Raw genomic sequence first — 24,497 nt, forward strand, 5'->3', positions numbered from 1 at the left:
CGGACGGACGGACGGACACCGCCGCCTCCGTCCGGCCCGGACCGGCTCCTCGGCGCTCAGTGGTGCGGAGACCCCGGCACCGTCGGATGCCACCCGGGCCCCGCCCCCGGCGCCGGGTCCGCCAGGGCGCGGAACTGGTCCCACTGCACCTTCGGGCGGCGCAGACCGCGCCGTTCGAGGTACCGGTCGGTGGACCGCTTCGTCCGGCGCAGGACGCGCAGGGCGTCGGCGGCCCGGCCGGAGCCCATGGGTTCGATCACGGTGGACGGCACCATCAGCCAGCCGGCGTCCGTGCGGCGCAGGTCCCCTCGTACGAGCGCGTTGTACATGCGGTCGAGCCGTTCGTCGTGCCGGTGCACCAGGAGGCCGGCCGGGCCCCGCTCGACGGGGCAGTCCACCGGCACCTCGACCAGGTAGCCCGCCGGTGTCGGCCGCGGCCGGGTGCGGGCGAGTACCGGTGCGCCCGAGGCGTCGCGCGCCGCCAGCACGGCAGTGGGCAGGCTCGCCAGCTGCGCTGCTCCGGGCAGGGCCACGGTTCCGGTCGCGGGTGCCGGCACTCCGTGGGGCGGCAGTTCCGCGAGGGGCGGCCGGACCAGCACCAGTTCGGGCTCGACGGTGATGAGCAGGCGCAGGTAGTACCAGGACATCACCGGCCTCATGGGACGCAGCAGGTACGCGCGGCTGTGCGGCTGCCGCTCGAAGAGCCTGCGCCAGTACTCCTCGGCCCCCCGCGGACCGGCCATGACCTTGTCGGGGCACTGGGCGCGGCCGCCGACGAAGATCTGCGGGGCGTGGTCGAGACCGCTTCCGGTCGGGTCCGAGAAGAGCAGCCCGACCCGTCCGTCACGACGGATGTTCAACGCCTTCTGCGCGAACGCGAGTGAGGTGGTCAGCAGGAGGGTCCCGTCGTCGCGGCGGGCGACGGCCGTCGGCCAGGCCAGCGGGGTCCCGTCCTTCGCCAAGGTGACGAACTCGCAGGTCCGGTAGGCGTCCAGGACCTCGTGCGGAGCGGAGTCGATGACCGTCATCGGGCCGCTCCGGCGTCGAGCGGGGCGGGCATGATGCGGGCATCGGTACGGACCTTGCGGAGGGCGCGCCGGGCCGCATCCGTCCCATGGGTGTGGAGGCGTTCGGAGGCACTGCTGGGGGACATGCTCGGGTACTCCTGGATCGCTCGTCGGCAACGGATACAGAACGGTGCCCGCAACCCCTTGGCGCCGACTTGGCATCGACTTGCCCCGGCACTCCGTGGCCGTCACCTGCCCCACCGTCCCGAAACCGTCCCGTCGTCCGGTGCACCCGCCCGGCGACCCGAGACCGTCACCGTCACCGTCAGAGGGTGAGGACCGCGGTGGCGAGGACCGCGGTGTACCAGTACTCGAACAAGCGGTACGTGCGGTGGTCGTAGGCGGGGCCGCGGCGGCGCAGGACGCGCCGGGCGGAACGCGGGCCGGCAGAGCCGGCGTTGCCTGCGGTGCCGGTCGTGGGGACAGGACGCCGGCCCGTCCCCCACGATCTCCCGGGCCCGGTCGAAGAACGGGCCGCCCTTGTCGAAGGGAGGCAGGGGAGGCAGGGGCCGTGAAGGCACACCGGCCGGGGGAGTCACCGCCCGGTCGCGGGGTGCGGGCATCCCTTCAGCGCCGGGCGGTCCTTCGTGCGGACGGCGGGGAGCCACGCGGTGGCGGGAGTGGAGCCGGGCGGGAGGCGGACGTGGAACCAGCGCGTGGACTGCAGGTCCGCCTCGTCGATGACGGCCCGGCCGTCGGGCAGCTGGCAGTCGACGGCGAGGACGTCGTCGTGCCACACCCGGGACGGTACGACGTTGTCCGCGGCGTACTGGCGCATCGGGTCGATCGCCAGGCCCAGACTGCACTGCGGGTCCCGGTCGGCCCGGTCCTGGCAGCCCTTCTCCGCATTGAACACCCGGATCGTGCCGGCCGCCACGCCCTCCCGGCCGTCCAGTGCGGAGGAGCTCGCCCGTGCCGCGTCCGACCACAGGGTCGTACCGGCGATCCCGCAGAGCGCGGTGGTGAGGATCGCGGCGCGGGCCCGGCCCCACAGCCGTCCCGCGCCCCTCCCGCCCGCCTCCTGTTCGGCGGTGATGCGGGCGAGGAGGCTCTCCGCGGTGTGCTGGGCACGTGCCGCGTGGGTCGGGGCGAGGCAGTCGGCGGCCAGCGCGCGCCAGAACGGCGGCACGGCCTGGTCCATGCGCAACGGCGCGCGCCCTTCTCCGTACTCCTGGACGGCAGCACCCCGTGCCATGGGTGTGGCGCCGGAGAACGGGGAGGCGCCGGAGCCGAACACCTCGTGGATGATGATGCCCAGGGCCCAGATGTCGGCACTCGGCCGGACCTTCACGCCCAGCTCTCCGAGGGGTGCGCGCCATCGTTCGGGCGGCAGGTAGTCCAAGGTGCCCATGGGGGGCGCGTACCCGAACGTACCCGTCATCTGGGTGGCGAGCCCGAAGTCCGAGAGCTTCACGGAACGGCTGCCGTCCAGCAGGACGTTCTCCGGCTTGAGGTCGGCGTGGACCCAACCCGACCGGTGGAGGTGGGCGAGTCCCTCGCAGATCCCCGCGATCAGCCGGGCGCGGTCGGCCTCGGCCACCCCCGCGTCGAGGAGTTCCCGCAGGCTGCCCACGGCCCGCTCCATGACCAGCACGATCGCGCCGTCCAGGGCGGGGCGGTCCGGTGCCTCGAGGACGAAGGAGTCCAGGAGGCGGATCAGCCGTGCGTGCCCGGCCCGGCGTCCCAGTTCGACCTCGCGGCGGGCGGATTCCACGATCCTGCGCGTCTGGCGCGGAGCGTACCCGGCGGTCGGCATGATCTTGAGCGCGATGTCGGCCCGTGCCGCGGACGGGGGCGCGGGGGCGCGGCCCGTCCGGTCCGGGTGGCCGTCCGCGGGCCGTGCGGCGTAGACCGTGGACCAGCCTCCGGCCCCGATCAGGTGGGTGATCGTCCAGCCCCGCACCCGGTGGCCGGGTGGAAGCAGGTCGTTGCCGTCGCTTTCCGTGAGGTCGTGCAGGGAAGGGGGCGTCGTCATCGCGCGGTCTGCCGCTCCCGTCCGCCGGCCCCGGTCAGCGGTGGCAGGAGCGCCAGGTGCTCTTCGTGCACGAGCCCGAAGCGCAGGGCGAGCCCGACGATCTCCTCGCGCTTGCCGTTGCGGCGGTCGCCCTTCCCGGGTTCGCGAGGGTCCGCGGCGCCGATGCGCAGCTTCTCCTCGGCGAGGTAGTCGATGTGCGAACTGACCGCGCGCGCGGTGAGGGTGGCGCAGGCGGTGTGGCCCTTGAGCCGTTCGACGATCTGGGGGGTCGTGGGGACTGCGACGCGGGACTGGTCGCGCAGGCGCGGCTCGCAGAGGGCGACGAGGACGAGGAAGTACGTGGCCGTCTCGTCCAGGGAGTACGCGGTGACCGTGAGGCGGCCCACGAGGGCGCCCATGGCTTCCGGATCCAGGTAGACGTGGTCGGGTGCGAACACCTGGAAGGAGACGGGGACATCGCTGCGGGTGGGCAGCACGACGCGTGAGAACTCGAACGGGACGGGTGCCCCTACGCGGCGGGGCGGAACCCTCAAGTACTCGCCGGCTCCCTCCGGGTTCTCCACGAGGTAGCTGTGGGTGGTGCTGTGGTTCGTCAACTGCCAGTGGTCGTCGGTCACCCGGATCTCTCCGGCGAGCCGGGAGATCGCCGCGTCGGCGAGGCGGAGCTCTACGGGGATCGTCGCGGAGCCGCGTCCGAAGCGGGCGACTTCGCCCGGTCCGAGGCGTAACGTCACCGCGTCACCGTTCGGTTCGCCGCCGTCGGCGCCGCTGCACCCCTGCGGCAGATGGACGACCACACCGCTCACCGCACACCCCGTTCCACGCGTCGTGCCTGACGTGAGGGGAACAATACTCATCTTCAAGGGGAGTTCAGCGGCGCACTTCAGCCACTTCGGCCGGGACGGTCCGCCGGGTCCGACTGCCCGGGCTCACCGCCCTCACAGGCTGTCCCGGGCGGCTCCCGAGGGCCCGGTCCGGGAGGTTCCCCGGCCCCCTCCGTGCGGTCGGCGCCGCTGTGTCCCGGGTCACCCCGACCCCGTGTCGGCGGTGGCGGTTTGGGGTCGTTTGCGATTCTCTGCCGAGGGGATCGGAGGAGGCCGTCGTGCCTCGGCGGGCGAGGACGGCGTACCCCCACCGTCCGCGCCCCGCGAGGGATCCGCCCCCTGCCCCGGCCGTGGAGGCCGGGTCCGGGACCTGCCCGGGTGGGGAAGGTCACCGTGCCCCGGGGGCGACGGCGCCGCGGGAACCGGCCTTCAGCCCCTTTCGCTTGGCGCGATCCGCACTCCCGTCTCAGAGTGCGGGACTGCCCGATACGACGGGTGCGACCGTCCGGTCGCCGAAGGCCGTCCACGGCCGCCAGCCGCCGCTCGGCCGGGCCTGGACGCGGGTGCGGATCCGGCCTTCGGTGGTGACGGCGAAGACGTGCAGGCGTCCGGTGGGGTCGAGCGCGGTCGCGGGCGGGGCGGCGAGCCTGATGCCGGGCTCACCGAACTCCTTGCCGGCATCCCAGCCTCCGCCGGGGGCGGTCTGCCAGCGGTGGTCGAGCCGGGCGCCACCGGGAGTCAGAGAGAAGGCCTCCAGCCGGCCGTCCGCGTTGGCGGCGAACGCCGGGGCGGCGGCGCTCCAGCCGAACATCGGCAGCCATTCGTCCCAGCCTCCGTTCGGAACGGACTGGCACCGGCTGAAGGTGCCCATGCCCGACGGTCCGATCGCGGCGACGGTGAGTCGGCCGCTGCCGTCCCTGGCCACCCGCGGTGCGGCTCCGGCGGCGGTGCCGAAGCGCTGCCAGGAGGCGGTCCAGGCACCGCCCGGAGTCTCCTGCCACCGGTGGAAGATCCCGGCGCCGCCCGGCGAGAGGGCGAACACCTCCAGCCGGCCGTCGGCGTTCGCGGCGACCACCGGTGGCGCGCCCGCGGCCCCGCCGAAACCCGCTTCCCACGGTTCCCAGGCCGCGGATCCCGGGGCCGCCTGCCGTCGCCGGGCGACGGAGGCGCCGCCGGGGCTCAGGGCGAACACCTCCAGCCGGCCGTCGGCGCCGCGGGCGACGGCCGGGGCCGCGCCGGCCGGGCCGCCGAACTCCTCCCAGTCGTACCAGCCGCCGTCCGGACGCTGGGCCCGGTGGTGCAGGTTGGCGCCCTGCGGGGCGAGCGAGAACACCTCGAGCGCACCGTCGGCGTTGCGGCCGACCGTGGGGACCGCACCGGCCGGCCCGCCGAACTCCTCCCACTGCGACCAGGTGTCGGCGTCCGGGTCGAGCTGGACGCGCCGGAGCATCGAGCGGTCGGAGGCGTCGAGCACGAAGACGACGAGGCGGCCGGCGGCGTCGAGGCCGGCCACGGGGTTGTCCGTGCTCTGCCACGGCATCGGCGTGTCCCGCCACTGGAGGGGCGCCACGTGCAGCCCGCCCCGGAACCAGCCCGCGGCGCTCGCGTACCAGGTGTCCCCGTCGGCGAACACTTCCACGGCGTGACCGGGTACGTGGCCCGCGTAGCCGGAGAGGCCGAAGTGGAAGGGGTCCCGGGACGCCAGCACGTCCGTGCCCTCGTAGCCGCCCCGCGGCCCGATGAACAGGTAGTACCAGCCGTCCCGTTCCACGACGTACGGAGACTCGGTGACCGAGACGGTCGTGTCCGTGGTCGCGTCGGTGAACACGGTGTCCGGCTCGCTCCAGTGCACCAGGTCCGCGGACCGGCGGCAGGCCACGACATGGCGGCCGCCCGGGCCCGAGAGTTCGGTGTAGTACATGACCCACTCGCCGCCGACCCGCAGGACCATCGGGTCACGCGCCGCGAGCCCGCGGAACAGCGGACCGGAGGGCTCGCGCGTCCAGGTGAACAGGTCGGACGAGGTGGCGAGGTTGATCGCGGCGCCGCTCGCGCCGCCGGCCGCGTAGAACATCCAGAACCTGCCGCCCGCCTCCACGACGTGGGGCGCCCACAGGTGCTCCTCGCCGAAGTAGGCCGGGGCGACGGTGAGTGCGTCGGCGTGGGTGGTCCACGGCCCGTGCGGGCTCGGCGCGGAGGCGTGGGCGAAGGAGGTCTCCCTCGTGCTGTCGGGGGATTCACCGCGCGGCGCGCTCCGTCCGACGATGCTGAACAGGTGCCAGCGGCCCAGCGCCTCGATCAGCGTGTGGTCGTTGAGATAGCGCGGGCCGTCGAAGGTGGAGGGGTCGTAGACGTAGCTGAAGGGTCCCGCTCCGACCCATCGAGCGGGCGGCGCGGTGTCGGAGGCCCGGGCCTCGGCCCGGCCATGGCCCAGGAGCGGGACCGCGCCCGCCCCTGCGGCGCCCAGCAACAGGTTCCGTCTGCTGATCGGAAGCATGCGTCTCTCCAGGGAGGCCCCCTGGTCGGCCGGGCCCTCGGGACGCGGCCGACCAGGGGTCGGGTGGGGGCGGGTCGGAGGGCGTCAGCCGACGGCGGGGCCGGCCGTGGTGTTGAGCCAGACCCAGTCGGACCAGCTGGAGAAGCCGGTCTGCCACCTGTGGTACGTGCCGGCGTGGCTGGTCCCGAAGACCTCGATCCGTCCGTCGGCGTTGGCGGCCGCGGTGACTTCGGTGCCGCCGCCGCCGAAGGCGGACCAGTCGCCGTAGGACGCGTTGACGGCCGTCTGCCAGGCGTGCACGGCCGTACTGCCGTTCATCGCGAAGACTTCGACCCGTCCGTCCGCTGTGCGCGCACTGGTGAGCTGCGCGTCGGCGGGACCGCCCGTCGGCTCCCAGTTCGACCAACTGGTCGCATTGGTCTGGTACTTGTGGAACACACCCTGTGAGCCGGAGGCGAAGACCTCCAGGCGGCCGTCGGCGTTGTGATCGACGGTGAGGTCGTGGCCGCCGCCTCCGAAGGCGTCCCAGTCCGACCAGCCGCCGTTGGGAGCCGTCTGGTACTTGTGCTGGAAGGCGCCGCTGCCCAGGGCGAAAACCTCCAGCCGGCCGTCGGGCGACTTCTCCATCTCCACGCGGCCGTTGGCAGGGCCTCCACCGGTGGGCTCCCAATCCGACCAGCCGCCGTTGGGGGCGACCTGGTACCTGTGGAAGATGCCGGACGGGTTGGAGGCGTAGACCTCGATCCGTCCGTCGGCGTTCACGCCGGCCGCCGTGTCACTCCCGCCGCCACCGAAGGCCGCCCAGTTCGACCAGCCGCCGGAGGGGGAGAGCTGCCAGCGGTGCTGGAAGGTGTCGCCTGCCAGGGCGAACATCTCCAGGCGGCCGTCGGCATTGGGGGCGATGGCCAGTTCGGCGTTGCCCGGCCCGCCGAGCGGCTCCCAGGCCGACCAGTTGCCGTTCACTTCCTGCTGCCAGGCATGCTGCACACCATCGGCGCCGGCTGCGAACACCTCCAGGCGCCCGTCCGCCGACCGCGCCGACACCACCCGGCCCGACTCCTCCGGATACACCAAGGGCTTGGGCCGCGGACCGCCGCCCGGGGTGCACGGCAGCACGACGCCGCGTTCCGCGAGGTAGGCCTCGGGGTCGATGCCCCAGGAGGCGGACTGGTCCCCCCAGATCCGCAGGTGGAGGTGGGGGCCGTCGACGTTCGTGCCCTCCGCGCCCACCAGGGCGATCTGCTGGCCCGCCACGACGTGGTCGTCCTTGAAGACGTCCCGCCTGGACATGTGCCCGTACTCGGAGATCCTCCCGTCGGGGTGCAGGATGCGGATCCACTGGCCGTAGTCGCCGACGTAGCCGGAGATGGTCACCACGCCGTCGCCCACCGCGTAGATCGGTGTCCCGACGTCGGCCGCGATGTCGACGCCGTTGTGGCCGCTGTGGAAGTGCTGGGACACGGGTCCGGTGGTGGGACAGGCCGCGGTGAGATCGGCGGTCCGGGCCTCGGCCGGCCCCGTGGAGGCCAGCGCCGAGAGCGCCGGGAGGAGGAGGACGGCAGTCGCCGCGAGAGCACGGCTCAGGAGGCCTTTCACGCCTTGCGCAGCCGGTCGATGACGCCGTTGATGTCGTCCTCCAGCAGGTTCCGGCGGACCCAGTGGCCGCCCTCCACCTCATGCTGCTCGTAGGGGATGCCCGCACGGTCGAGGTTCCACTTGAACTCCCGCTGGGTGGCGAGCACCAAGGTCTCGTTGGCGTAACCCTGGATGTCCTGGGGGCTGGTGCCCGCGACCAGGAAGACCCGCTTGTTCCGGTAGCTCTCGACGCGCTCGCACGGGTTGTCCGCGCTGACCCGGGCCTGGTCCCACAAGGGCATGCCGTAGACGCTGCCGCCGCCCAGTTCCACCGCGGCGGAGGAGGCGTTGGCCCAGTGGGTCACCAGATCACCATTGCCCCCGCGCAGGTTGGCCGGGCCGGAGTGGGCGCTGACGGAGGCGAAGTGGCCGTAGTACTTGGCCGCGTACTTCAGGGCGCCGAAGCCGCCCATGGAGAACCCGGAGACGGCGCGGCCGTCGTACTCGGCATAGGTGCGGAAGTTCGCGTCGACCCACGGGATCAGCTGGCCGATGTGGAAGTGCTCCCAGTTGCGCGCGCCGTAGTTCGAGCTCACCGCGTTGGAGTACCAGCCCGCGCGCCCGCCGTCGGGCATCACGACGATGATGTCCTTCCAGGCCGTCAGACCCCGGATGTCGTGGAACCGGTCGAAGGTGATGAAGTCCTCCAGGCCACCATGGAGCAGGTAGAGGACGGGGTAGCGGCGCCCGCTGGTGTGGTAACCGTCGGGCAGCAGCACGTTGACGGCCGGGGTCCAGCCGCCGATGGCGGAGGTCTGGAACCGGTAGTACCACATCCGGGGATCCTGCTCGCCGCGTTCCGTGATGTGCAGGCCGGGGATGTCACCGACGGCGGAAGCGGTCGAGGCGGCGGCGAGGACTCCCGCGCCACCCATGGCCATCGCGGCCGAGAGGCCGCCGGCGGTCTTCAGAATGCTCCTACGGCTGGGGTGCTGCGCGCTCACTGTGGCCTCCTGGTCGGGAACCTGACGATGCGTCTGGAAGGTAGCAACGGAGCGCGGCCCGCAGACCCCGGAAGCTTCCGGACTGACAGGCGCGGGCACGTCGACTAGGGCGTCGTGGACGTACTCGGATGCTCCGGCCGTGCGGTGCCCGGGCGGCCCGGGCCGGGCGAGATCCGACAGAGACGGCGTAGGTGTGTTGTCCGGGCAGGGGCTCCCCCGCGGAACGGATCCCGTGCCCGGGCGCACAAGTGGGCCGACGCCCGGCCGGCCGATGCGGCCGACAAGGTAGTCGTGGGGGCGCCGCGGAAGCATCCGGAACGATCCGGAGTGACACGGGCGATGGCGCCGGATGAACTCTGTGTGCCCGGACTCCACCGGCCGGTGCCCGCCGCGCGTCGAGCGGGTCGGCGGCCGAAGGCTGCGCGGATGCCGCGTACTTCACTTCACGACAGAACAGAGGGGAACCTCCATGGCGATATCCGGCTGGTGCCGCATGGCCACCAGACTGGCCTTCGCGGCCACCATATGGGCGCTGGTCATCGGCATGACGGCCTCGGTCGCCTCCGCCGCGTCGCCCAGGCCCGCTCCGGGCCCGGGCGGTGACCGCTCCGGTGTCTCGCGGTACTTCAGCGGTCCACAGGGCTTCGCCATCCCGACCGTGCCGTGCGATCCGGCCGGCCCGTCGGCCACCGACGGCATCATGGCCGGCCAGCTCAACCCCCAGTTGCACGCGAAGATGGCCGGCTACCTGGACGCCTACAAGGTGTCCTGTGCGCGGATGGTCACGCAGGCGGTGAAGGCCAGGGGCCTGAACCAGAGGGCCGCGGCCATCGCCATCGCCACGGTCATCGTGGAATCCAGCCTCAACAACTACGCCCAGGCCGTCGACTACACCAGCCTCGGGCTGTTCCAGCAGCAGGACTGGTGGGGCACCCGGGAGGAGCGTCTGGACCCGGTCCACGCCACCAACGCCTTCTTCGACGAGGTGGAACGGATGTATCCGGGCGGCTCGTGGAACGACGAGGCGATCGGAGACGTGTGCTGGAACGTTCAGCGCCCGAGGGAGGACCTGCGCGGCCTGTACGCCATCGAGGCGGGCGACGCGGCACTCATCGCCAACGCCCTGTGGGCCGGTACGGGTGCGAGCGGCCCCAAGCACCCGTACGCGCCGGGCCGGGTGACCACCGGGCGGTCCGCGGACGGCCGGCTCGAGGCCTTCGCCGCCGGCGCGGACGGCGTGTACCACGCGTGGCAGACCGCGGTGAACGGCGGCTGGTCGCAGTGGCGCTTCGAAGGGGGGCCGCGCAACGCGCAGTTGGCCGTGGCATCCAACGCGGACGGCCGACTGGAGGTGTTCGCGCTGTCGGACAGCACCTTCGACCACATGTGGCAGACCGCGCCCGGCGGGAGTTGGTCGGCCTGGGCGAACTTCGGCGGAGGAGGGTACCGACTGGCCGCGGGCAACAACGCCGACGGCCGCATCGAGGTGTTCGCCTCCAACGCGACGGGCGTGTTCCACCGGTGGCAGACCGCGCCCAGCGGCGGCTGGGCCGGCTGGGAGGGCACCGCCGGCGGCCCGGCGAACTCCCGGCTCGCCATCGAGACCGCGCCCGACGGGCGCCTCGAGGTCTTCGCGCTCTCCGACTCGACCTTCGAGCACCTCTTCCAGACCGGAGTCAACGGCGGCTGGTCCGCCTGGGAGAACTTCGGCGGAGGCGGTCACGACCTGTCCGCCGGCTACAACCAGGACGGCAGGCTCGAGGTGTTCGCCTCCAATGCCGACGGCGTGTTCCACCGCTGGCAGACCGGCCCGACCTCGTGGTCGCAGTGGGCGGGCATGGGCGGTATCACCAATGCCGAACTGACCGTCGCGCGGACGGCCGACGGCCGGGTCGAGGTGTACGCGATCAATGCCGACACCGCGAGCCACGCCTGGCAGACCGGCCCGAACGCCCCGTTCTCGCAGTGGGAGACGTTCGGCGGCGGCGGCACGGAGATCGTCGCCGGCAACAACGCCGACGGCCGCATCGAGGTCTTCGCCACCAGTCACGCCGGCGTCTACCACAAGTGGCAGACCGGCTTCGCCACGTGGTCGGAATGGGCCTGGCTGAACAATGCCGGGCCGGCGATCACCTAGTACTCGGGCCGGGACTGACGTGCCCGACCTGCTGGTGTGGCCGCCACAGCACCAGCCTCACGGAAGGGAGGACCACCGTGCGATCCCTGCTCACCGGCCCGGCCGGCTTCCGCGCCGCGCCAGGGGTGTTCGGGCGCTTCGCCTTCCTGTCCGGGGCATCGACTTCGGCCTGTGGGAAGTCCGTGCCGCCCGCCCCGGCCCTCGCCGACTGCATCCCCCGCCTCGCGAACGATTTCGCCCAGGCCGGCTGAACCACACCGGGCCCGCACCAGCGGGTCCGGTGCGCCGGCCTGCGGCTTCGCCGCCCTCGGACGGACGCGGCCGGCACGGGACCAGCACGGTCACGAGCGGACCCGCTGCGGATGGCGGAGGGGCACGGGAATGCTTCAGGACCTCGTCGACGACCGATCTGCCGGCATGGGGGATGTCGCGCAGGCCCTGGCATCGAGTGCCGCAGGCCATGCCGGGCCCGGAGTGTCCGCACGGTGGGGGAGGAAGTTGCACAATCGAGAGTGAGGAGCGCCGCATCCGCGCTCCCGCTGGAGGGCGGCCAGATGCCTGGGAACCGGTCTCGTTCGCACTACGTCCCGGACAAGGGACTCACCACCCGCATGGTGACGACCATGTTCCTCATCGGGCTGCTCTACGTCGTCTTCGTGGGCACCCTGCTGGCCCTTTACCGGGGCTCGTGGCCCGCCATTCTGGTGATCGCGGGGGGTCTGTTCGTCGCGCAGTTCTGGTTCAGCGACCGGATCGCGGCCTCCAGCATGGGTGCCCGCGAGGTCACCCAGGAGCAGGCGCCCGAGCTGCACGGTGCCGTGGACCGCATCTGCGCCCTCGCCGACATGCCCAAGCCCCGGGTGGCGATCGCCGACAGCGACGTGCCGAACGCCTTCGCCGTCGGCCGGGGAGAGCGCACCGCACTGGTCTGCGTCACCACGGGGCTGCTGCGCCGCCTGGAGCCCGAGGAGCTGGAGGGTGTCCTCGCGCACGAGCTGTCGCACGTCGCCCATCGCGACGTCGCGGTGATGACCGTCGCTTCGTTCCTCGGTGTCCTCGCGGGAATCATGACCCGCATCGCGGTCTACAGCGGACTCGGCCGCAACAGCCGCGACAGCAGCACCGCCATCGTGGCGGTGCTGATACCCCTGGTCAGTGCCGCCGTCTACGTGATCAGCTTTCTGCTGACGCGGCTGCTGTCGCGCTACCGCGAGCTGTCCGCCGACCGTGCGGCCGCGCTGCTGACCGGCCGGCCGTCTGCACTCGCCTCCGCGCTCACCAAGGTGACCGGTGAGATGGCGAGGATCCCGAGCCGGGATCTGCGCAAGGCGGAGCCGTTCAACGCGTTCTGGTTCGCACCCGCGTTCTCGTCGAAGGAAAGCCTGAGCAGGCTGCTCTCCTCGCACCCCACGCTGGAGGAGCGGTTGGACCGGCTGGGCAGGATCACGGAGCAGCTCGGCCGTCCCTGAACAGCCGGACTCATCACCGGCAACGGAGGTTCGTACCGTGGGACTCCTCGACGCCATCCTCGGCCGCAGCAAGCCGGTACTTCCCGGCCTCGACCGGCTCTTCGGCCTGCCCAGCGCCGCGATCACCCTGCAGGCGGGTGCCGGGTCCGCTCCGACCGGCGTCGGCTCGGTGTGCTTCGCCAGCGTCGAAGGCGGCACCTTCTATCCGTTCGCGCCGCTTCCCGCACAGACCGGGACGACCGGGGAGACCTGCAAGCGCGACAACGCCGCGGAACTGCAGATCAGGGCGCTGCTCGCGGACGACCTGCCCATAGAGCCGGACCTCGGCCGCTGGTTCCCGGTGTGGGGCGCTCCTGGGCTCGGCTGAGCGCGAGGCGCTCCGGCGGCGCGGGAAGGTCGGCGAAGGAGTCGAGGACGTGGCCCGGCGTCCCGTCGGCCGCCCGGTGCGTCTCGGGCAGGTACTTTCCCGTCTTCACGCGTACGCCGCTGATTGCACGGCGCTGGGCCGCCGGCACATCGGATTCGATGCCGTAGCCCGGGTGGCGCCACGGAGTGCGAGGGCGGAGGCGACGAACGCTGCGGCCGGTCTGCCGGTGATCTCCGCCTCGGCCCGGGCGGCTCGTTCCAGCCCCAGGAAGAAGGCCCCGGAGTCGCGGTCGAGGCCGGTGCTGGTGCGCCATGACGCGCCGGCAGGGGGCTTGCGGTCGCTCTGCTGGGCGCGGGCGAGCCGCAAACAGCCCCGCGAGGCCGGTCGGCGGGCCAGGCCTGCGCGTTGCCTTTCAGGAGCACGAGGCGCTGGTCGAGGGAAGAGCCGGCGCGTTCGACGCGCTGCACTGGGGACGGAGCATTTTCCGTGCTCCGTCCCCCAACGCCGACGGCCTGCATCAGGACCGTCCGCCGTGGTGCTGCGGGGAGCTCCACCTGAGCGGCGAGCCACCGCACGGCTGGTGGTCAGCCGCCTGTCAGTCCGGAGGCAGGTCGGTTCCTTCCGCAGACGCCTCGGTGGTAGGCCGATGCCGCTGAGCCACGCATGCGTCGTCGGCGGGCCGTCGGGGCCAGACGTGGTGTCACACGGTCACCGCTGCCTGTTCCTCGGGCTTGTCGCCGACCGGTCGTGCGGCGTCCTCGGCGAGGAGCCTGAGGTACTCGGCCATGCCCTGTCCCGAGTCGTCGAGCACGTAGGGGGCCTCACCGGAGACGGCCGCAAGGTCGGCCTTCCTGCCGACCGCCGACCAGGCGAGCGCCAGCGCGACCAGCGACCACCAGTTGCTCCCGTCGACCGCCAGCCAGGCCTCGATCTGCTCGCCCTTGCGGACCGGCACCGTGATGTTGTACTCGGACCCGCCCCCGACCTGCCGGAGCATCGGGGCCGCGCAGTAGTGATAGCGGCCGCCGATCTTCAGGGTGAGGTTGGCCTTGTACCCGATGTTCTTCTCCATGCTGGTGGCGTCGAACTGCTTGACCGAGCAGGTGAGGATGCCGTCGGTCTGCGCGGTGGCGGTGAACTTGTTGCCGGAGCCGGGGGCCTGCCCCTTGTTCCAGAACCGGATCTGCGCGCCCTGGAAGAGCTGGGTCGTCCCCGACAGGACGGTGCTGCCGGACAGGGTGGTCGCCCCGCTCAGCGTGGTCGTTCCGGTGAGCGAGGTGGCCCCGGCCACGGTCATCGCGGCGTCGACCTTGAGGCCGGCGGGCTGGCTCACCCGCAGCGGGTTGGAGCCCGAACCCCGGACCGAGCCCAGCACGGTGAGTGTGGTGGTCTGCGTCCCGGCGACGCTGACGTCGTTGTTGAACGTGCTCGTGCCGTCGACCGAGAAGACGCCGGCCACCTGGGCCTTCGCGTCGACCTTGAGCCCTGCGGGCTGGCTCACCCGCAGGGGGTTGCTCCCCGCACCGCGGACGCTGCCGGCGACGGTGAGGTCCTTGGCGGCGTTGCTGAGGCTGACCGCGTCGGAGAAGACCGCGGGCCCCTGAACGGTCAGGTTGCGCACGACCAGGTCGGGGATGCGGACGGTCACCGCCGTGGTGAGGGTGTGCGTCAGCGTGGTGCCGCCCTCGGAGACCTCGGCGCGGAGCATGAAGCCGGTGACGGTGCTGAGCCCGACGGGGGTGGTCCAGGTGCGTTCCTTGTCCAGTGGCACGCCGGCGGGCGCGTCGCCCCAGTACATCGTGTACTTCGCGTCGGAGCCCTCCCAGCGGAGGACGGCGGCCTCGCCGTTCTCGACCATGATCTTCTCCGGTGCGAAGTTCCGGAACACGAACCCGGCGGGGAACTTGTCGACTTCGACGGCGGCGGTCCTGTCGGTGAAGCTCCCGTTCGTGGGGGAGGAGCTCTCCACGATGTCGATCGTGACCCGGCCGGGGGCCCGGTTGACCTCGATGTTGGACAGGGTCAACGAGATGATCTGCCCGGTGAACTGGACCGCCCGGGTCGGTGTGAACGTGATCACGGCGAATCCGCTGACCACGCTGGGCGCGGACGGGGTCCAGCCGGTGCTGGCGCCGGTCCTGATGCCCGCCCCGTTGTCGGTGAGGTGTCCCGCGCCGGACCCCAGCGGCACCCGCACGGTGATCTTGTTGCACCAGGCGGGGGTGGTGATCCCGCCGCCGACGTTGATGTTGATGGAGCCGTACTCGGTCTCCTCCGCGGAGCTGACCCGGAGGGGGTTGGGGTCGGTGGACGGCTCGTAGGGGAGCAGGTTGTCGGAGTTGACCATCAGGATGCCCATGGCGTCGCCTTTCCGGACGGGCGGTTCAGGAGGTTTCGGTGGCGTCGAGCACGAGGTATCCGTACCGCGCCTGGGGCCCCGGATCGCCCGGGTGGGCCGATGCGTCGGCCGGCAGGACGGGCAGCTCGGCCCACTCCGTTTCCGCTCCCCGGGGTTCGGCCCAGGACCAGGCGCCGTGCCAGGAGGCGGGGCGGGGAAGGACCACCCCGTGGGCCGGGGGCTCCTCGGAGCCGTCGAAGAGTTCGGCACCGTCGGTGCGTTCGGGGGCGAGCAGCGGGCCCAGCCGGAAGGTCGCGCGGATGCGCCGCAGCGCGTCGGACACGAGGTCGTCGGGGAGTCCGACCCGGGTCACCGGGAGGATGTCCGTGGTTGCGTGCACGGGCGCGTACGGGTCCATCATCAGCGTGAGGTGGTGGGTCACCGGCTCGTCGGGAGTGCGGGCGGGCAGGGCCAGGCCGTGGCCCTCGCCGATGGGTTCGACGTAGCCGTCCCCGCCCTGCGGCAGGATCGCGTGGAAGACCTCGTACGAGGTGTCCTGGTCGGGTCCGGTCGCGCCGCTGAAGTAGCCGACGAGCCCGTCGCCGAGGAGGCGTTCGCTGCCCAGCCGGACGGCCCAGCTGTACGTGTCGTACTCCTCGGCCGTGTCCTCCAGTACGGAGTCCCAGCTCGGGCTGCCGACCAGCGGGCCCTCCAGCTCGATGCCGAGGTCGGCGCGGACGAGGGCGAGTGGGCGCCCCAGCAGGCGCAGCGGGGAGCCGTCGTCCTGGGCGGCCGGGTCCGTGATGGTGTCCAGCGCGGTGTCGATGGTCTCGAGCAGTGCGGCGAACGCGGAGGCCGGCTTGGCCAGCAGGGGCAGCAGGAAGCCGGCCAGGTGGGGGAGGGCGGCGGCGAAGGAGTCCGTCTCCGGGTCGGGGTGTGGGGAGCCGGGCAGTGGCAGCCAGACGGTGTCGTCCTCGCCGGCCGAGTTCCGTACGATGCGCAGCTCGCCCAGGGCCTGTCCGCCGGGCGCGTGCACGATCAGGGTCTGGTCGAGGTGGTTGAGCAGGACCCAGCCGGCCAGCGGGTTCTCCGGCGTGCCGGCCCGGGCCATGGGGGACAGGGCGGCGCCGTCGGTCGCGCGCACGGTCTCCAGGCGCAGCCGGGCTCCCTGGAGCAGCCGGGGGCCGAGCTGGACGAACCTGGCCCGGCCGATCAGGTCGTCGTCGAGCACGGCGTCGGGCGTGACGCTGTCCGCGAGGGTGAGGCTGACCGATTCCATGTTGCGGTTGTTGACGATGTCGAAGCTGCGGCCGAAGCGGTCGACGATGCGCAGGTCCTGGAAGAAGAACTGGCCGGCCCGTACGGGCTGGTAGGCGCCGCCGGGGTGTCCGGTGGGGGGTTCGACCGGGCCCGGGTCGGGTACCCGCTGGACGTCGCCGACGAGGCGCGCGGCTTCGGCGGGGACGTGCACGGTCGTGCGGGCCGCGCCGTCCTGCTGGAGCAGCCAGTCGTGGAAGCCGTCGAGCCGCTGGGAGAGCAGGGCGGGGTCGCCGAGTTCCTCCTTCAGTGCGAGGAGGCCCTCGGCGGGGGCGTCGGAGTAGGTGTCCAGGTACCGGTCGATCTGGTGGGCGAGGACGTACGGGGCGGTCGGGGTGAGGAAGGCCCGGTTCTTGAAGGTGAGCCAGCGCAGGTCGCCCTCGCCACCACCGGGCTGGGCGCCGCTGCCGGACCATTCGTAGCGGTGCCCGTTGAACGTCCAGTGGGTGTCCTCTCCGCTCCGGTACGGGGTGGGGCAGTAGCGGAGCTCGAACTCCATGTGCATCGGCAGCCAGGGCTGGCGCCACACTCCGGTGTACTCGGGGACGGGGCCGGCGGTGGCGTCCGGATCGGCCAGGGCGTCGGGCAGGTGCCCGGAGCGGGCGACCTGGTCGAGGAGGGCGAACTCGGCCAGGAGCGCGGTACAGGCCGCCGGAAGGTGGGTGAGGTCGGGCGTGGGCGGCGCGGTGGGCCGGTCGATCCACTGCCCGTCGGCCTTGATGCGGGTGAGCAGTGCGCCCGGGACGCGGCAGGGCAGCGGGGTGTCGCGGGTGAGCGGCTGGGTGGCGCCGGTGTTCCTGATCAGGACCACCGGGTCGGCCGGCCGGTAGTAGGACTCGCGGGCCGTGCGTTCGAGCACGTACTCGGGAGCCAGCCCGAGGGCGGCGGCGTACGCGTCGGCGGCGGCCTGGAGCTCCTCCGGCGTGCTGCCGGTGGGCAGTTCGCCGATGAGGGCTTCCCGCTTCCCCAGGAGTTCGTCGACGCGGGCGGCCAGGCTGCCGGCCCCGTCGGGGTCGAGTTCCGCGTCGGCCCGGGCGTCGAAGCCGTCGGGGCGCCCGGGAGTGAAGGGCGGGAGGGGCTTGTGGCGCAGCCACCAGATGTTCCAGAGCCGTTCCCTGGCCCGGAGCAGGGTGGGGGCGAGGTCGTCGTACTGCTGCTGGATGCGGTTGAGATCGGCCAGCCAGCCCGGCTCGGCGGGCGGCGGCGGAGCCTGCGCGTCGCCGTCGACGGGCCTGGCGGAGATTCGCCAGAGGTGGCCGCCGCTCGAACCGGAGAACCAGGAGTGGTGGGTGATCGCGTCGAGGTCCTCCTCCCCGTCGGCGGCGTCGAGCGTTTCCAGGGTGCCGTGGAAGAGCGAGCGGACGAGGTCGCCGGTGCGCGCGGAGCGGCTCTGGCGGGCCGCCAGTCGCCCGAGGGCCTCGGCGGTGCTGCTGCCGAGGGTCAGCATCTCGCTCAGCTCGATGTTGTCCGGCTTGTCGGAGGGCGGGGTCGCGCCCTCGCGTTCCCAGCACAGGCCGAGCGCGGTGCCGTGGTAGAAGGTCCGGCTCAGGTCGGCTTCCGTGCCCTCGGGGGCGGCCCAGCCGAGCGCGTCGAGCAGGTCCGCGATCCCGTCGGCCTCCGGGGGCAGCAGCCCGGGAATGTCCGCTGCGGCACGGAGGAACTCGGCGTCGCTCCCGTACCAGCCGACGACGAGGTAGCTGAGCGTGGCGTCGGGCGGGTAGTTGTCGAGTTCGCCTCTCAGGTCCTGGAGGGTGTCGTGGAGCGAGAACACGTCCTTGTTGTACGGCTGGTAGGCCGCGAAACCGGGGAGGCCCGGCCCGACCGCGGTCAGGTGCGGAGGCTGGGCGGGCGGTTCGCTCCACGGCCCGTCTGCGAGGTCGTGGCGTCGGCCCAGGAAGGTCAGGCGCAGCGGCTCGCCGGGCCGGGATTCGGGGTCCGGGTGGGGGTTGGTGCCGTACACCGGGTTGCCGTCGGCGTCCTCGACCGGGCGGCTCTCCAGGTAGTCGCTGTGCACGATCCAGCCCGCGACGGAGGGCTCCGCCGCCCCGGGAGCCGTGGCGTAGCGGACCACCAGCCAGCGGTCGGGGACCAACGGGAACGTGGTCTCACCGGTGTCCTGATCGACGTACCCGTCGGTCAGGACCTCGGGCAGCTGCCAGTGGACGTAGACGCCCTCGCTCTCCGGCCCCATCGTCTCGGTGCCGACGCCGGGCGGTGGTTCGGCGCCGGCGCCTTCGTCGGTCATGGCGGTGAAGTTCGGCGTCCAACGGTTGAAGGTCTCCGCCGTGCGGGTGAGCCGGTTGACGACGAGGGCGTTCACCTGGACAGGGACGACGAGGTCGGTGGTGGTCATCGGAGGGTCTCCGTCCGGGCGTGGTCGGCGGCGGGGCTGGTGATCTCCTGCTGCAGTGGCGCGTTGACGAGCTCGATGGCGAGCTGCCCCGGGTCGAGGTCGTCGCCGACCCCGAGCGTCCGGGCGAGCGGCGCGACGAGTCCGCCCTCGCCGAACAGCCGGAGCACGGCCGGGCCGTCCTCCGGGCCGGGGCGGAGGTGGAGTCCGGTGACCGTGCCCTCGCCGTCGGCCGGATAGAAGGTCTCCAGCGGCGTGCCGAGACCGGGGCCCGGGGTCAGGTCACGCAGGCTGATGCGGTCTCCCGCGTCGATCCCGTAGTGGATGCCCTGGCCCGGTTCGCGCAGGACGACCTTGTCGGGCACGCCGTCCCAGAGCACCATCATGATCCGGGGGCCGGGCCGGGCCCGGCGCAGCTCGGTCAGCGTCCGTTCGCCGAGACTGGCGGTGATCACGATGTCCGGCCAGGCGGGGATCAGAGCGGAGTGGATGAGCATCCCGGCCGCCGCCGTGGCGGCGGGGAACCGCCGGCGGGCGGCCCGGGCGAGCTCCGGGGCGAGCTGCGCGTCGAGGGAGGTGTGGACCGCCACGTCCGCGGCGCCCGCGACGAGGGCGTCGATCCAGCCCGGGTCGATGCGGAACATGCGCAGGGATTCGGGCGGCAGCATGCGCGGGTCGGGGACCAGGTGGTTGAACGGGACTCCCTGGAGCAGGCCGAGGCGGGCCTGCCAGGCGGCGATGGTCTCGGCATTGCGGTCCGCGGTCTCTCGCAGCACCGCAGCACTGCCCGCGTGACCCAGCAGCGCCCGCATCCCGCTCCTGGTACGAGGGGCGGCGGCGGCCCGGCGGCCTCCCCCGTCCGGGAGTTGCGCGCCGGCCAGGCCGTCCACGAGGGTGCGGCGGAAGTCGGCGGCGGCCAGCTCGCGCAGCGGGCCCAGTGCGGGCGGGCCGTCCTGGCGGCCGTCCGGCAGGGCCCGCGCACCGCACATCAGAGCCGAGGCCTGGTTGGCGAGTTCGCGGCGGGCCCGGGTGACCGCGGTGGTGTAGTCGGGGTCGGCCAGGCCGATGGTCCTGCCCAGGGTCCAGGCGGCGGCGTGGCTGACGTCGAAGAGACCGTGCTCCGGGTCGTAGATCAGGGCGTGGTCGGAAGTGGTGTGCGGGCCTTCGGGCCGGTCGGCGGACAGGTCGTGGGCCGTGACGGGGGTGCCCGGGCCGCGGTACCAGCCGTACGTCAGCTCACCGGACAGCAGGCGGTGCGGCACGGCGACGTACCCGAGCCGAAGTCGCTCGTACGCGGTGCGCGCGGCGGGGTCCGAACCGCTCGGAGGGGCGGCGGGGAGGCGCAGGGCCAGTCGCTCGGGGTCGGGGTCGGCCGGATCGTCCGGCCCGACGAGGTGCTGGAGCAGGGCCCCGGGGTCGGACGCGGGGCCGTCGCTGCTGGTGAACGTCCAATGGTGGAGGGAGGCGAGGCGGACGGCCGTGGTGCCGGGCGGCAGGGTGCCCGACAGGCGGCCCTCGAAGCCCTCGAAGGAGACGAGGTGGGCGACGTAGTCCCCGGGCGTACGGGGGAACCGGTTGGCGGTGACGACCGCGTACTCGCCGGGGGCGATCACCTCGCCGTCCGCGCGGGCCGCACTCGCCGCCGCGACCTTGCGGACGTGGGCGAGGTAGTACATCTCGTCGTCGTGCGGAGCGACGGCCGTGAAGAGCTCGGCCGGCACGTCGATCGTGGAGCACTGGCCCGCGGCCTCGGAGTCGGACACGCTGCCGTCGGGCAGGTCCGGGCCGATGACGCCCGGTTCGGCCGGGCGGCGGAGCTCGGCCACGGTGCGCAGGACGGTCGCGCCGGCCGCTCCGGGGTCGTCGGGCAGCTCGTCGGCGCCGAAGACCAGCAGGGCCACCCACGGCGGACGGGCCTCAGGCCCGCTGCGGGTGCCCGCCTGGTTGCGCTCCCACGGCAGCGTGGGCCGGTTGAAGGTGATGTGCGCCAGGGTCCGGCCGTACGAGGACCGGCTTCCGGGCGGCGGGTACAGCGCGTGCACGGTCGGCCGGGCGAGGACGAACCGGGCGGCCCGGATCTCGAAGGTCTCCTCGGTGGTGGGCAGCCGTTCCGGGGTGTCGAGCTCCCCGCCCGCGTCGGTGAGCGTGTGGTGCACCTTCACCCGGTATCGGCCCGGGGTGGCCCGGGGGATGAGGTGGTCGATGAAATTGACGCGGAGCGTGGGCTCGCTGGGCACGGTGGGCACGGTGGTGGTCACCTCGTCGCAGTGGTGGTCAGGGGCGGGCTGGTGAGACTGCGTCCGGCCAGCCCGGCGTAGCCGGTGAGCGGGCTGTCCGTGTCCGCGCCGGTTCCCGCGCCGAAACGGGCCAGGGCCTCCAGCACTCTGCTGCGTCGTTCGGCGGCATCCTGGTCCGCGACGGTGCGTTCGATGAGGGCGATGCTGTCCGGGTCGGCGGTGGGCTGCGGTCCGGCGGGGTCCGCGTCCCGCAGCGGCATGTCCCCGTCCGGGAGGCCTTCGTACGCCAGGGCTTCGGAGGTGACCGGTCCGGTGTCGGTGCCGGGGTCGGGCTTGGGCAGGGTGATCCGAAGGCCGGTGAACCGGCCTTCGAGCAGCCGGTCGCCCTTGAGGGCGTCACCGGGCTTGGCCAGCGGCTCGCCCCACAGGCCGGGGGCGACGGCGGCCGTGATCTCGGCGAGTTCCCACCAGTGGCCGGTCGGGTGGAAGGGCTCTTCGTCCTTGGTGAGGGTGACGTGGTGTTCGGAGCGGACACCGGTCCGGTCCATGGGGCGGATGTCGATCAGGCCGTGCTCCGACTCCTTCCACAGGACGCCGTTGACGTAGATGTGGGAGGCGGGGATCCCGGCCTCGGTGCTGAAGCTGAACCCGGAACACGAGACGAGCACCGGGGCCTTCGCGGCCGCCCGGAAGACCGCCTCCGCCTCGTCGACATCCGCGAGCAGCCCTTCGTGCGGGGTGATCTTGACGGGTGCGGGGATCTGCGTGCGGAACTCGGGCCAGTCCACGCTCGGGGCCTGGTCCCGGGTAGACCCGAATCCGAAGCTGAACGAGATGAACCAGAGTTTGACGGTGGCCCGGCCGCCGAAAGGCGGCAGCCACAGGTGCAGGCCCACGCCGACCTCGACCGAGATGCGCACCCTGAAGAACGCCACCTTGACGGTGGCGGCCACGCCGATGCTGATCCCGAGGGAGACGTCCATGTGGAAGGGCTTCCACTGGACCAGCACGTCGAGGTGGGCCGTGAACCAGGCCGAGAAGATCCCCCTGTCGTAGACGGCAGCCAGCCGGCCGCCGAACATGAGGGCCGCGGGGGTGACGGCCGCATACGCCTCGGCGCGCACGGTGATGTCGCTCGCCGGGGACCAGACGAATCCGAGCCGCTGGGGGCGCGGATAGTGGACGGGGACGTTGAAGTCGGGGTGGTAGCCGCCGAGGCTGACGACGAAGTCCCCGGCCCTGGAGCCGCCCGTCCACGCGTACACGGCGATGCCGCCGGTCAGCATGATGGACGGGTCGAGCACGTAGCTGCCGGGCAGGAGGGCCACGTCCATCGAGAGCCGGTGCTCGTCCGAGGCGTAGGCCAGGCTCAGCCCGATGTTGACCTTCGCGATGACGCGGGCGGCGGGGTTGGCCGTGCGGGGCAGGGTCACCGAGGTGCGGCCCAGCAGCATCACCTTGACCGAGTCGCCGAACTCGATCACCGCGAGGGCCTTGCTGTCGATGAAGCCGAAGCTGGTGAACTTCACCCCGGCGGCGATCCAGTGGTTCCCCTGGTCGGGGCGGATCCAGCCCGTGGGCCCCGTCAGTGCCTTGAGCGCGTCCTCCGGCGTGTACGGTTCGGGCGCCGGCATGCCGGGCAGCGCCTGCGCCGCGTCCAGCCGTGCCACCAGGGGGAATTCGGCGATTTCGGTGCCCGTGGGGACCTTCTTGAAGGAGCTGTTGACGCCGAATCCGGCGGAGAACCCGGTGACGGTGAACGGCGGCGGACCGAACAGCGCGGCTCCGCCGGCCAGGGAGGCCTCGCCGTAGAGGAATACGGAGTGCCAGCCCTCGGTGCTCCTTGCCCAGACGGCCTGGGCGCCGATCTCCACCGCCATCGCCCGGACCAGGACCAGTCCGGCGAGCTCGAAGTCGAGTGAGGGGTCGTCGGGTTGACGGTTGTGCAGGCCACCGCTGAGGGCGATCAGGCCGCTCGCGGCGGTGGCCTCGACGGTCATACCGTGGAGGAACGGCAGGAGCGGGAAGCCCCCGCTCATCCCGACGTAGAAGCCGAGCCCGGCGACGTCCCAGACCAGCGGGCCGACGGTGGCGGTGCCTTCGAACGAGACCAGCAGGCCCTTCTTGAAGTCGTAGGTGAGGACGATGCGCTGGATGTGGACCGGCCCGAGGGTCTTGTCCAGCTCGAAGGTGTGCTGGAGCTTCCACTTGCGCTGCTCGGACTCGTCCGCCGGCTTGTCCTTGGGCGGGACGCTGATGACCACGGCGGGAGCCGGCGCGCCCATGACCGAGAGGTACACGGAGGCGTTGACGCCCTTGGTCAGGGGCACCCCTGCCGCCTCGTTGGGGGCAGGGAGTTGCTGGACCGGGCCGAGGTTGTACTCGGTGATGACCTGGTTGATCTTCCGGGCGTCCTCGGCGGAGAGCTCGACGGAGACGTAGATGATCTGGAGGGCCGGCAGGGACACCAGTCCGGGCCCGATCATGGGACCGACCAGAGGCAGTCCCGATGAGCTCCAGTCGGTACGGGCGCGCAGCAGGGCGACCGTGCTGGCCTTCGGTTTCCCCTCCTCGTTCTGGTGCCCGAGCACGGTGGTGCGCAGCAGCAGTACCTCGACGGGCTCCGGGCCGGTTCCCCGGTCGATCGGGGCTACGGCGGTGACCATCATGTTGTCGGTCTTGCCCATGGGGTGGCGGTGCAGCCGGACTTCCTCCAGCCAGTCGACGAGCGGGCCGGGCAGCTCCACGCCGTGCTCGCCGAGTGCCTCCAGGAGCGGAGCCACCAGCGGACGCTGGCTCTCGACCGCCCCGGCCGCGCCGATGGAGTCCTTGCGGAGCTCCGCGCGGAACTCCACGGACTGCTCGACGGCGCTGCCGAGATGGAACGCCGCCCAGGGGCCCGGGTAGGGGCACTGTCCGGCCTGCGCGCCGTCCGGGCCCGCGGCCAGGAGGATGCGCAGGCCGCGCCCGCGCGCGGACAGTTCGGTGAGGTCGACGCGCGCCACCGCGGTCTGGAGCAGCCATGTGGCGGGGGTGGCCTCGAAGACCAGGCCTGTGACCGTACCTCCGGCGGCGATGAACCGTGCCGTGGCCGGCATCTCCTCCCCGGCCAGGGTCACCCTGCCGGTGACGGTGAGCGCGGACTGGTCCGCGGTGGCCCCGGTCAGGACCAGTTGCCGCTCGGGCAGATGCTCGAAGGTGGTCGACTCGTCGCTCCACCCGAGCCTTCCGGTGTCGAGCTCGAAGCCGCCCGACGCCCCGGTGGGGAAGAGAGCGCGCAGTTCATCGACTGTCAGTGCCATGGGTACCCCTGCATGTGGACACATCGTCACCGGCTGGT

Annotated in this window: 15 protein-coding genes and 1 pseudogene; 4 read left to right on the forward strand and 12 right to left on the reverse strand. The window is 72.5% G+C overall.

Annotated features, from left to right (window positions below; all coding sequences use genetic code 11):
* Positions 1-56: 56 nt before the first annotated feature.
* From ACIGFK_RS15615 to ACIGFK_RS15645, 7 genes are all read right to left on the reverse strand, one after another.
* Positions 57-1,028, reverse strand: a complete 972-nt coding sequence (locus tag ACIGFK_RS15615) for a pyridoxamine 5'-phosphate oxidase family protein (protein WP_376654937.1) — start codon at positions 1,026-1,028, stop codon at positions 57-59.
* Positions 1,025-1,153 carry a hypothetical protein gene (locus ACIGFK_RS15620; protein WP_376654936.1) on the reverse strand — a complete coding sequence of 43 codons (129 nt, stop codon included), beginning with the start codon at positions 1,151-1,153 and terminating at the stop codon, positions 1,025-1,027. Before ACIGFK_RS15620 ends, ACIGFK_RS15615 begins: the two co-directional genes overlap by 4 nt.
* Positions 1,154-1,602: 449 nt before the next feature.
* Positions 1,603-3,042 (reverse strand): serine/threonine-protein kinase, encoded by a 1,440-nt coding sequence (locus ACIGFK_RS15625; RefSeq protein WP_400052139.1) that lies wholly within the window; start codon positions 3,040-3,042, stop codon positions 1,603-1,605.
* Positions 3,039-3,848, reverse strand: coding sequence for a serine/threonine protein kinase (locus ACIGFK_RS15630; RefSeq protein ID WP_376654934.1), 810 nt, complete (start codon positions 3,846-3,848; stop codon positions 3,039-3,041). Before ACIGFK_RS15630 ends, ACIGFK_RS15625 begins: the two co-directional genes overlap by 4 nt.
* A 484-nt stretch (positions 3,849-4,332) precedes the next feature.
* Positions 4,333-6,363 carry a family 43 glycosylhydrolase gene (locus ACIGFK_RS15635; RefSeq protein WP_400052141.1) on the reverse strand — a complete coding sequence of 677 codons (2,031 nt, stop codon included), beginning with the start codon at positions 6,361-6,363 and terminating at the stop codon, positions 4,333-4,335.
* Positions 6,364-6,447: 84 nt separating this feature from the next.
* Positions 6,448-7,959: a peptidoglycan DD-metalloendopeptidase family protein gene (locus tag ACIGFK_RS15640; protein WP_400052143.1), complete on the reverse strand. Its 1,512-nt coding sequence runs from the start codon at positions 7,957-7,959 to the stop codon at positions 6,448-6,450.
* Positions 7,956-8,942: an alpha/beta hydrolase-fold protein gene (locus ACIGFK_RS15645; RefSeq protein ID WP_376654931.1), complete on the reverse strand. Its 987-nt coding sequence runs from the start codon at positions 8,940-8,942 to the stop codon at positions 7,956-7,958. Before ACIGFK_RS15645 ends, ACIGFK_RS15640 begins: the two co-directional genes overlap by 4 nt.
* Positions 8,943-9,435: 493 nt before the next feature.
* Between ACIGFK_RS15645 and ACIGFK_RS15650 the strand changes: the two genes are divergently transcribed.
* The 4 genes from ACIGFK_RS15650 (at position 9,436) to ACIGFK_RS15665 (ending at position 12,915) form a co-directional block, all read left to right on the forward strand.
* The gene (locus ACIGFK_RS15650) at positions 9,436-11,079 is read left to right on the forward strand and encodes a peptidase M23 (protein WP_376654930.1); all 1,644 of its coding nucleotides are present in this window, start codon (positions 9,436-9,438) and stop codon (positions 11,077-11,079) included.
* A gap of 77 nt (positions 11,080-11,156) precedes the next feature.
* Positions 11,157-11,330, forward strand: coding sequence for a hypothetical protein (locus ACIGFK_RS15655; protein ID WP_400052145.1), 174 nt, complete (start codon positions 11,157-11,159; stop codon positions 11,328-11,330).
* Positions 11,331-11,633: 303 nt separating this feature from the next.
* Entirely contained in the window at positions 11,634-12,548 is a 915-nt protein-coding gene (htpX, locus tag ACIGFK_RS15660) for a zinc metalloprotease HtpX (RefSeq protein ID WP_376654974.1), read from the forward strand.
* Between the two features lie 37 nt (positions 12,549-12,585).
* A complete protein-coding gene (locus tag ACIGFK_RS15665) occupies positions 12,586-12,915 on the forward strand; it encodes a hypothetical protein (RefSeq protein ID WP_400052147.1) in 330 nt (109 codons plus the stop codon).
* Here the strand turns inward: ACIGFK_RS15665 and ACIGFK_RS15670 are convergent.
* The 5 genes and pseudogenes from ACIGFK_RS15670 to ACIGFK_RS15690 all read right to left on the reverse strand — a co-directional run.
* Positions 12,830-13,227 (reverse strand): annotated as a pseudogene (locus ACIGFK_RS15670) (TIGR01458 family HAD-type hydrolase); the annotation flags it as partial. The gene ACIGFK_RS15665 and the pseudogene ACIGFK_RS15670 overlap by 86 nt on opposite strands.
* 388 nt (positions 13,228-13,615) lie before the next feature.
* Positions 13,616-15,274 carry a hypothetical protein gene (locus tag ACIGFK_RS15675; RefSeq protein ID WP_400052149.1) on the reverse strand — a complete coding sequence of 553 codons (1,659 nt, stop codon included), beginning with the start codon at positions 15,272-15,274 and terminating at the stop codon, positions 13,616-13,618.
* 25 nt (positions 15,275-15,299) lie between these two features.
* A complete protein-coding gene (locus ACIGFK_RS15680) occupies positions 15,300-18,923 on the reverse strand; it encodes a hypothetical protein (protein WP_400052151.1) in 3,624 nt (1,207 codons plus the stop codon).
* Positions 18,920-21,178, reverse strand: a complete 2,259-nt coding sequence (locus tag ACIGFK_RS15685; RefSeq protein ID WP_400052152.1) for a hypothetical protein — start codon at positions 21,176-21,178, stop codon at positions 18,920-18,922. The genes ACIGFK_RS15680 and ACIGFK_RS15685 overlap by 4 nt, the downstream gene beginning before the upstream one ends.
* On the reverse strand, positions 21,175-24,459 hold the full coding sequence (locus ACIGFK_RS15690) for a DUF6603 domain-containing protein (RefSeq protein WP_400052153.1): 3,285 nt from the start codon (positions 24,457-24,459) through the stop codon (positions 21,175-21,177). Before ACIGFK_RS15690 ends, ACIGFK_RS15685 begins: the two co-directional genes overlap by 4 nt.
* Positions 24,460-24,497 lie beyond the last annotated feature (38 nt).

Source organism: Streptomyces sp. NPDC085524 (assembly GCF_044541755.1).
Taxonomy (GTDB): domain Bacteria; phylum Actinomycetota; class Actinomycetes; order Streptomycetales; family Streptomycetaceae; genus Streptomyces.

Excerpts from the sequence above, each read along its gene's own strand:
- ACIGFK_RS15650 (WP_376654930.1), top strand. The coding sequence starts at position 9,436 with ATGGCCACCAGACTGGCCTTCGCGGCCACCATATGGGCGCTGGTCATC.
- ACIGFK_RS15680 (WP_400052151.1), bottom strand. The coding sequence starts at position 18,923 with ATGACCACCACCGACCTCGTCGTCCCTGTCCAGGTGAACGCCCTCGTC.
- ACIGFK_RS15625 (WP_400052139.1), bottom strand. The coding sequence starts at position 3,042 with ATGACGACGCCCCCTTCCCTGCACGACCTCACGGAAAGCGACGGCAAC.
- ACIGFK_RS15620 (WP_376654936.1), bottom strand. The coding sequence starts at position 1,153 with ATGTCCCCCAGCAGTGCCTCCGAACGCCTCCACACCCATGGGACGGAT.
- ACIGFK_RS15615 (WP_376654937.1), bottom strand. The coding sequence starts at position 1,028 with ATGACGGTCATCGACTCCGCTCCGCACGAGGTCCTGGACGCCTACCGG.
- ACIGFK_RS15675 (WP_400052149.1), bottom strand. The coding sequence starts at position 15,274 with ATGGGCATCCTGATGGTCAACTCCGACAACCTGCTCCCCTACGAGCCG.
- ACIGFK_RS15635 (WP_400052141.1), bottom strand. The coding sequence starts at position 6,363 with ATGCTTCCGATCAGCAGACGGAACCTGTTGCTGGGCGCCGCAGGGGCG.
- htpX (WP_376654974.1), top strand. The coding sequence starts at position 11,634 with ATGCCTGGGAACCGGTCTCGTTCGCACTACGTCCCGGACAAGGGACTC.
- ACIGFK_RS15690 (WP_400052153.1), bottom strand. The coding sequence starts at position 24,459 with ATGGCACTGACAGTCGATGAACTGCGCGCTCTCTTCCCCACCGGGGCG.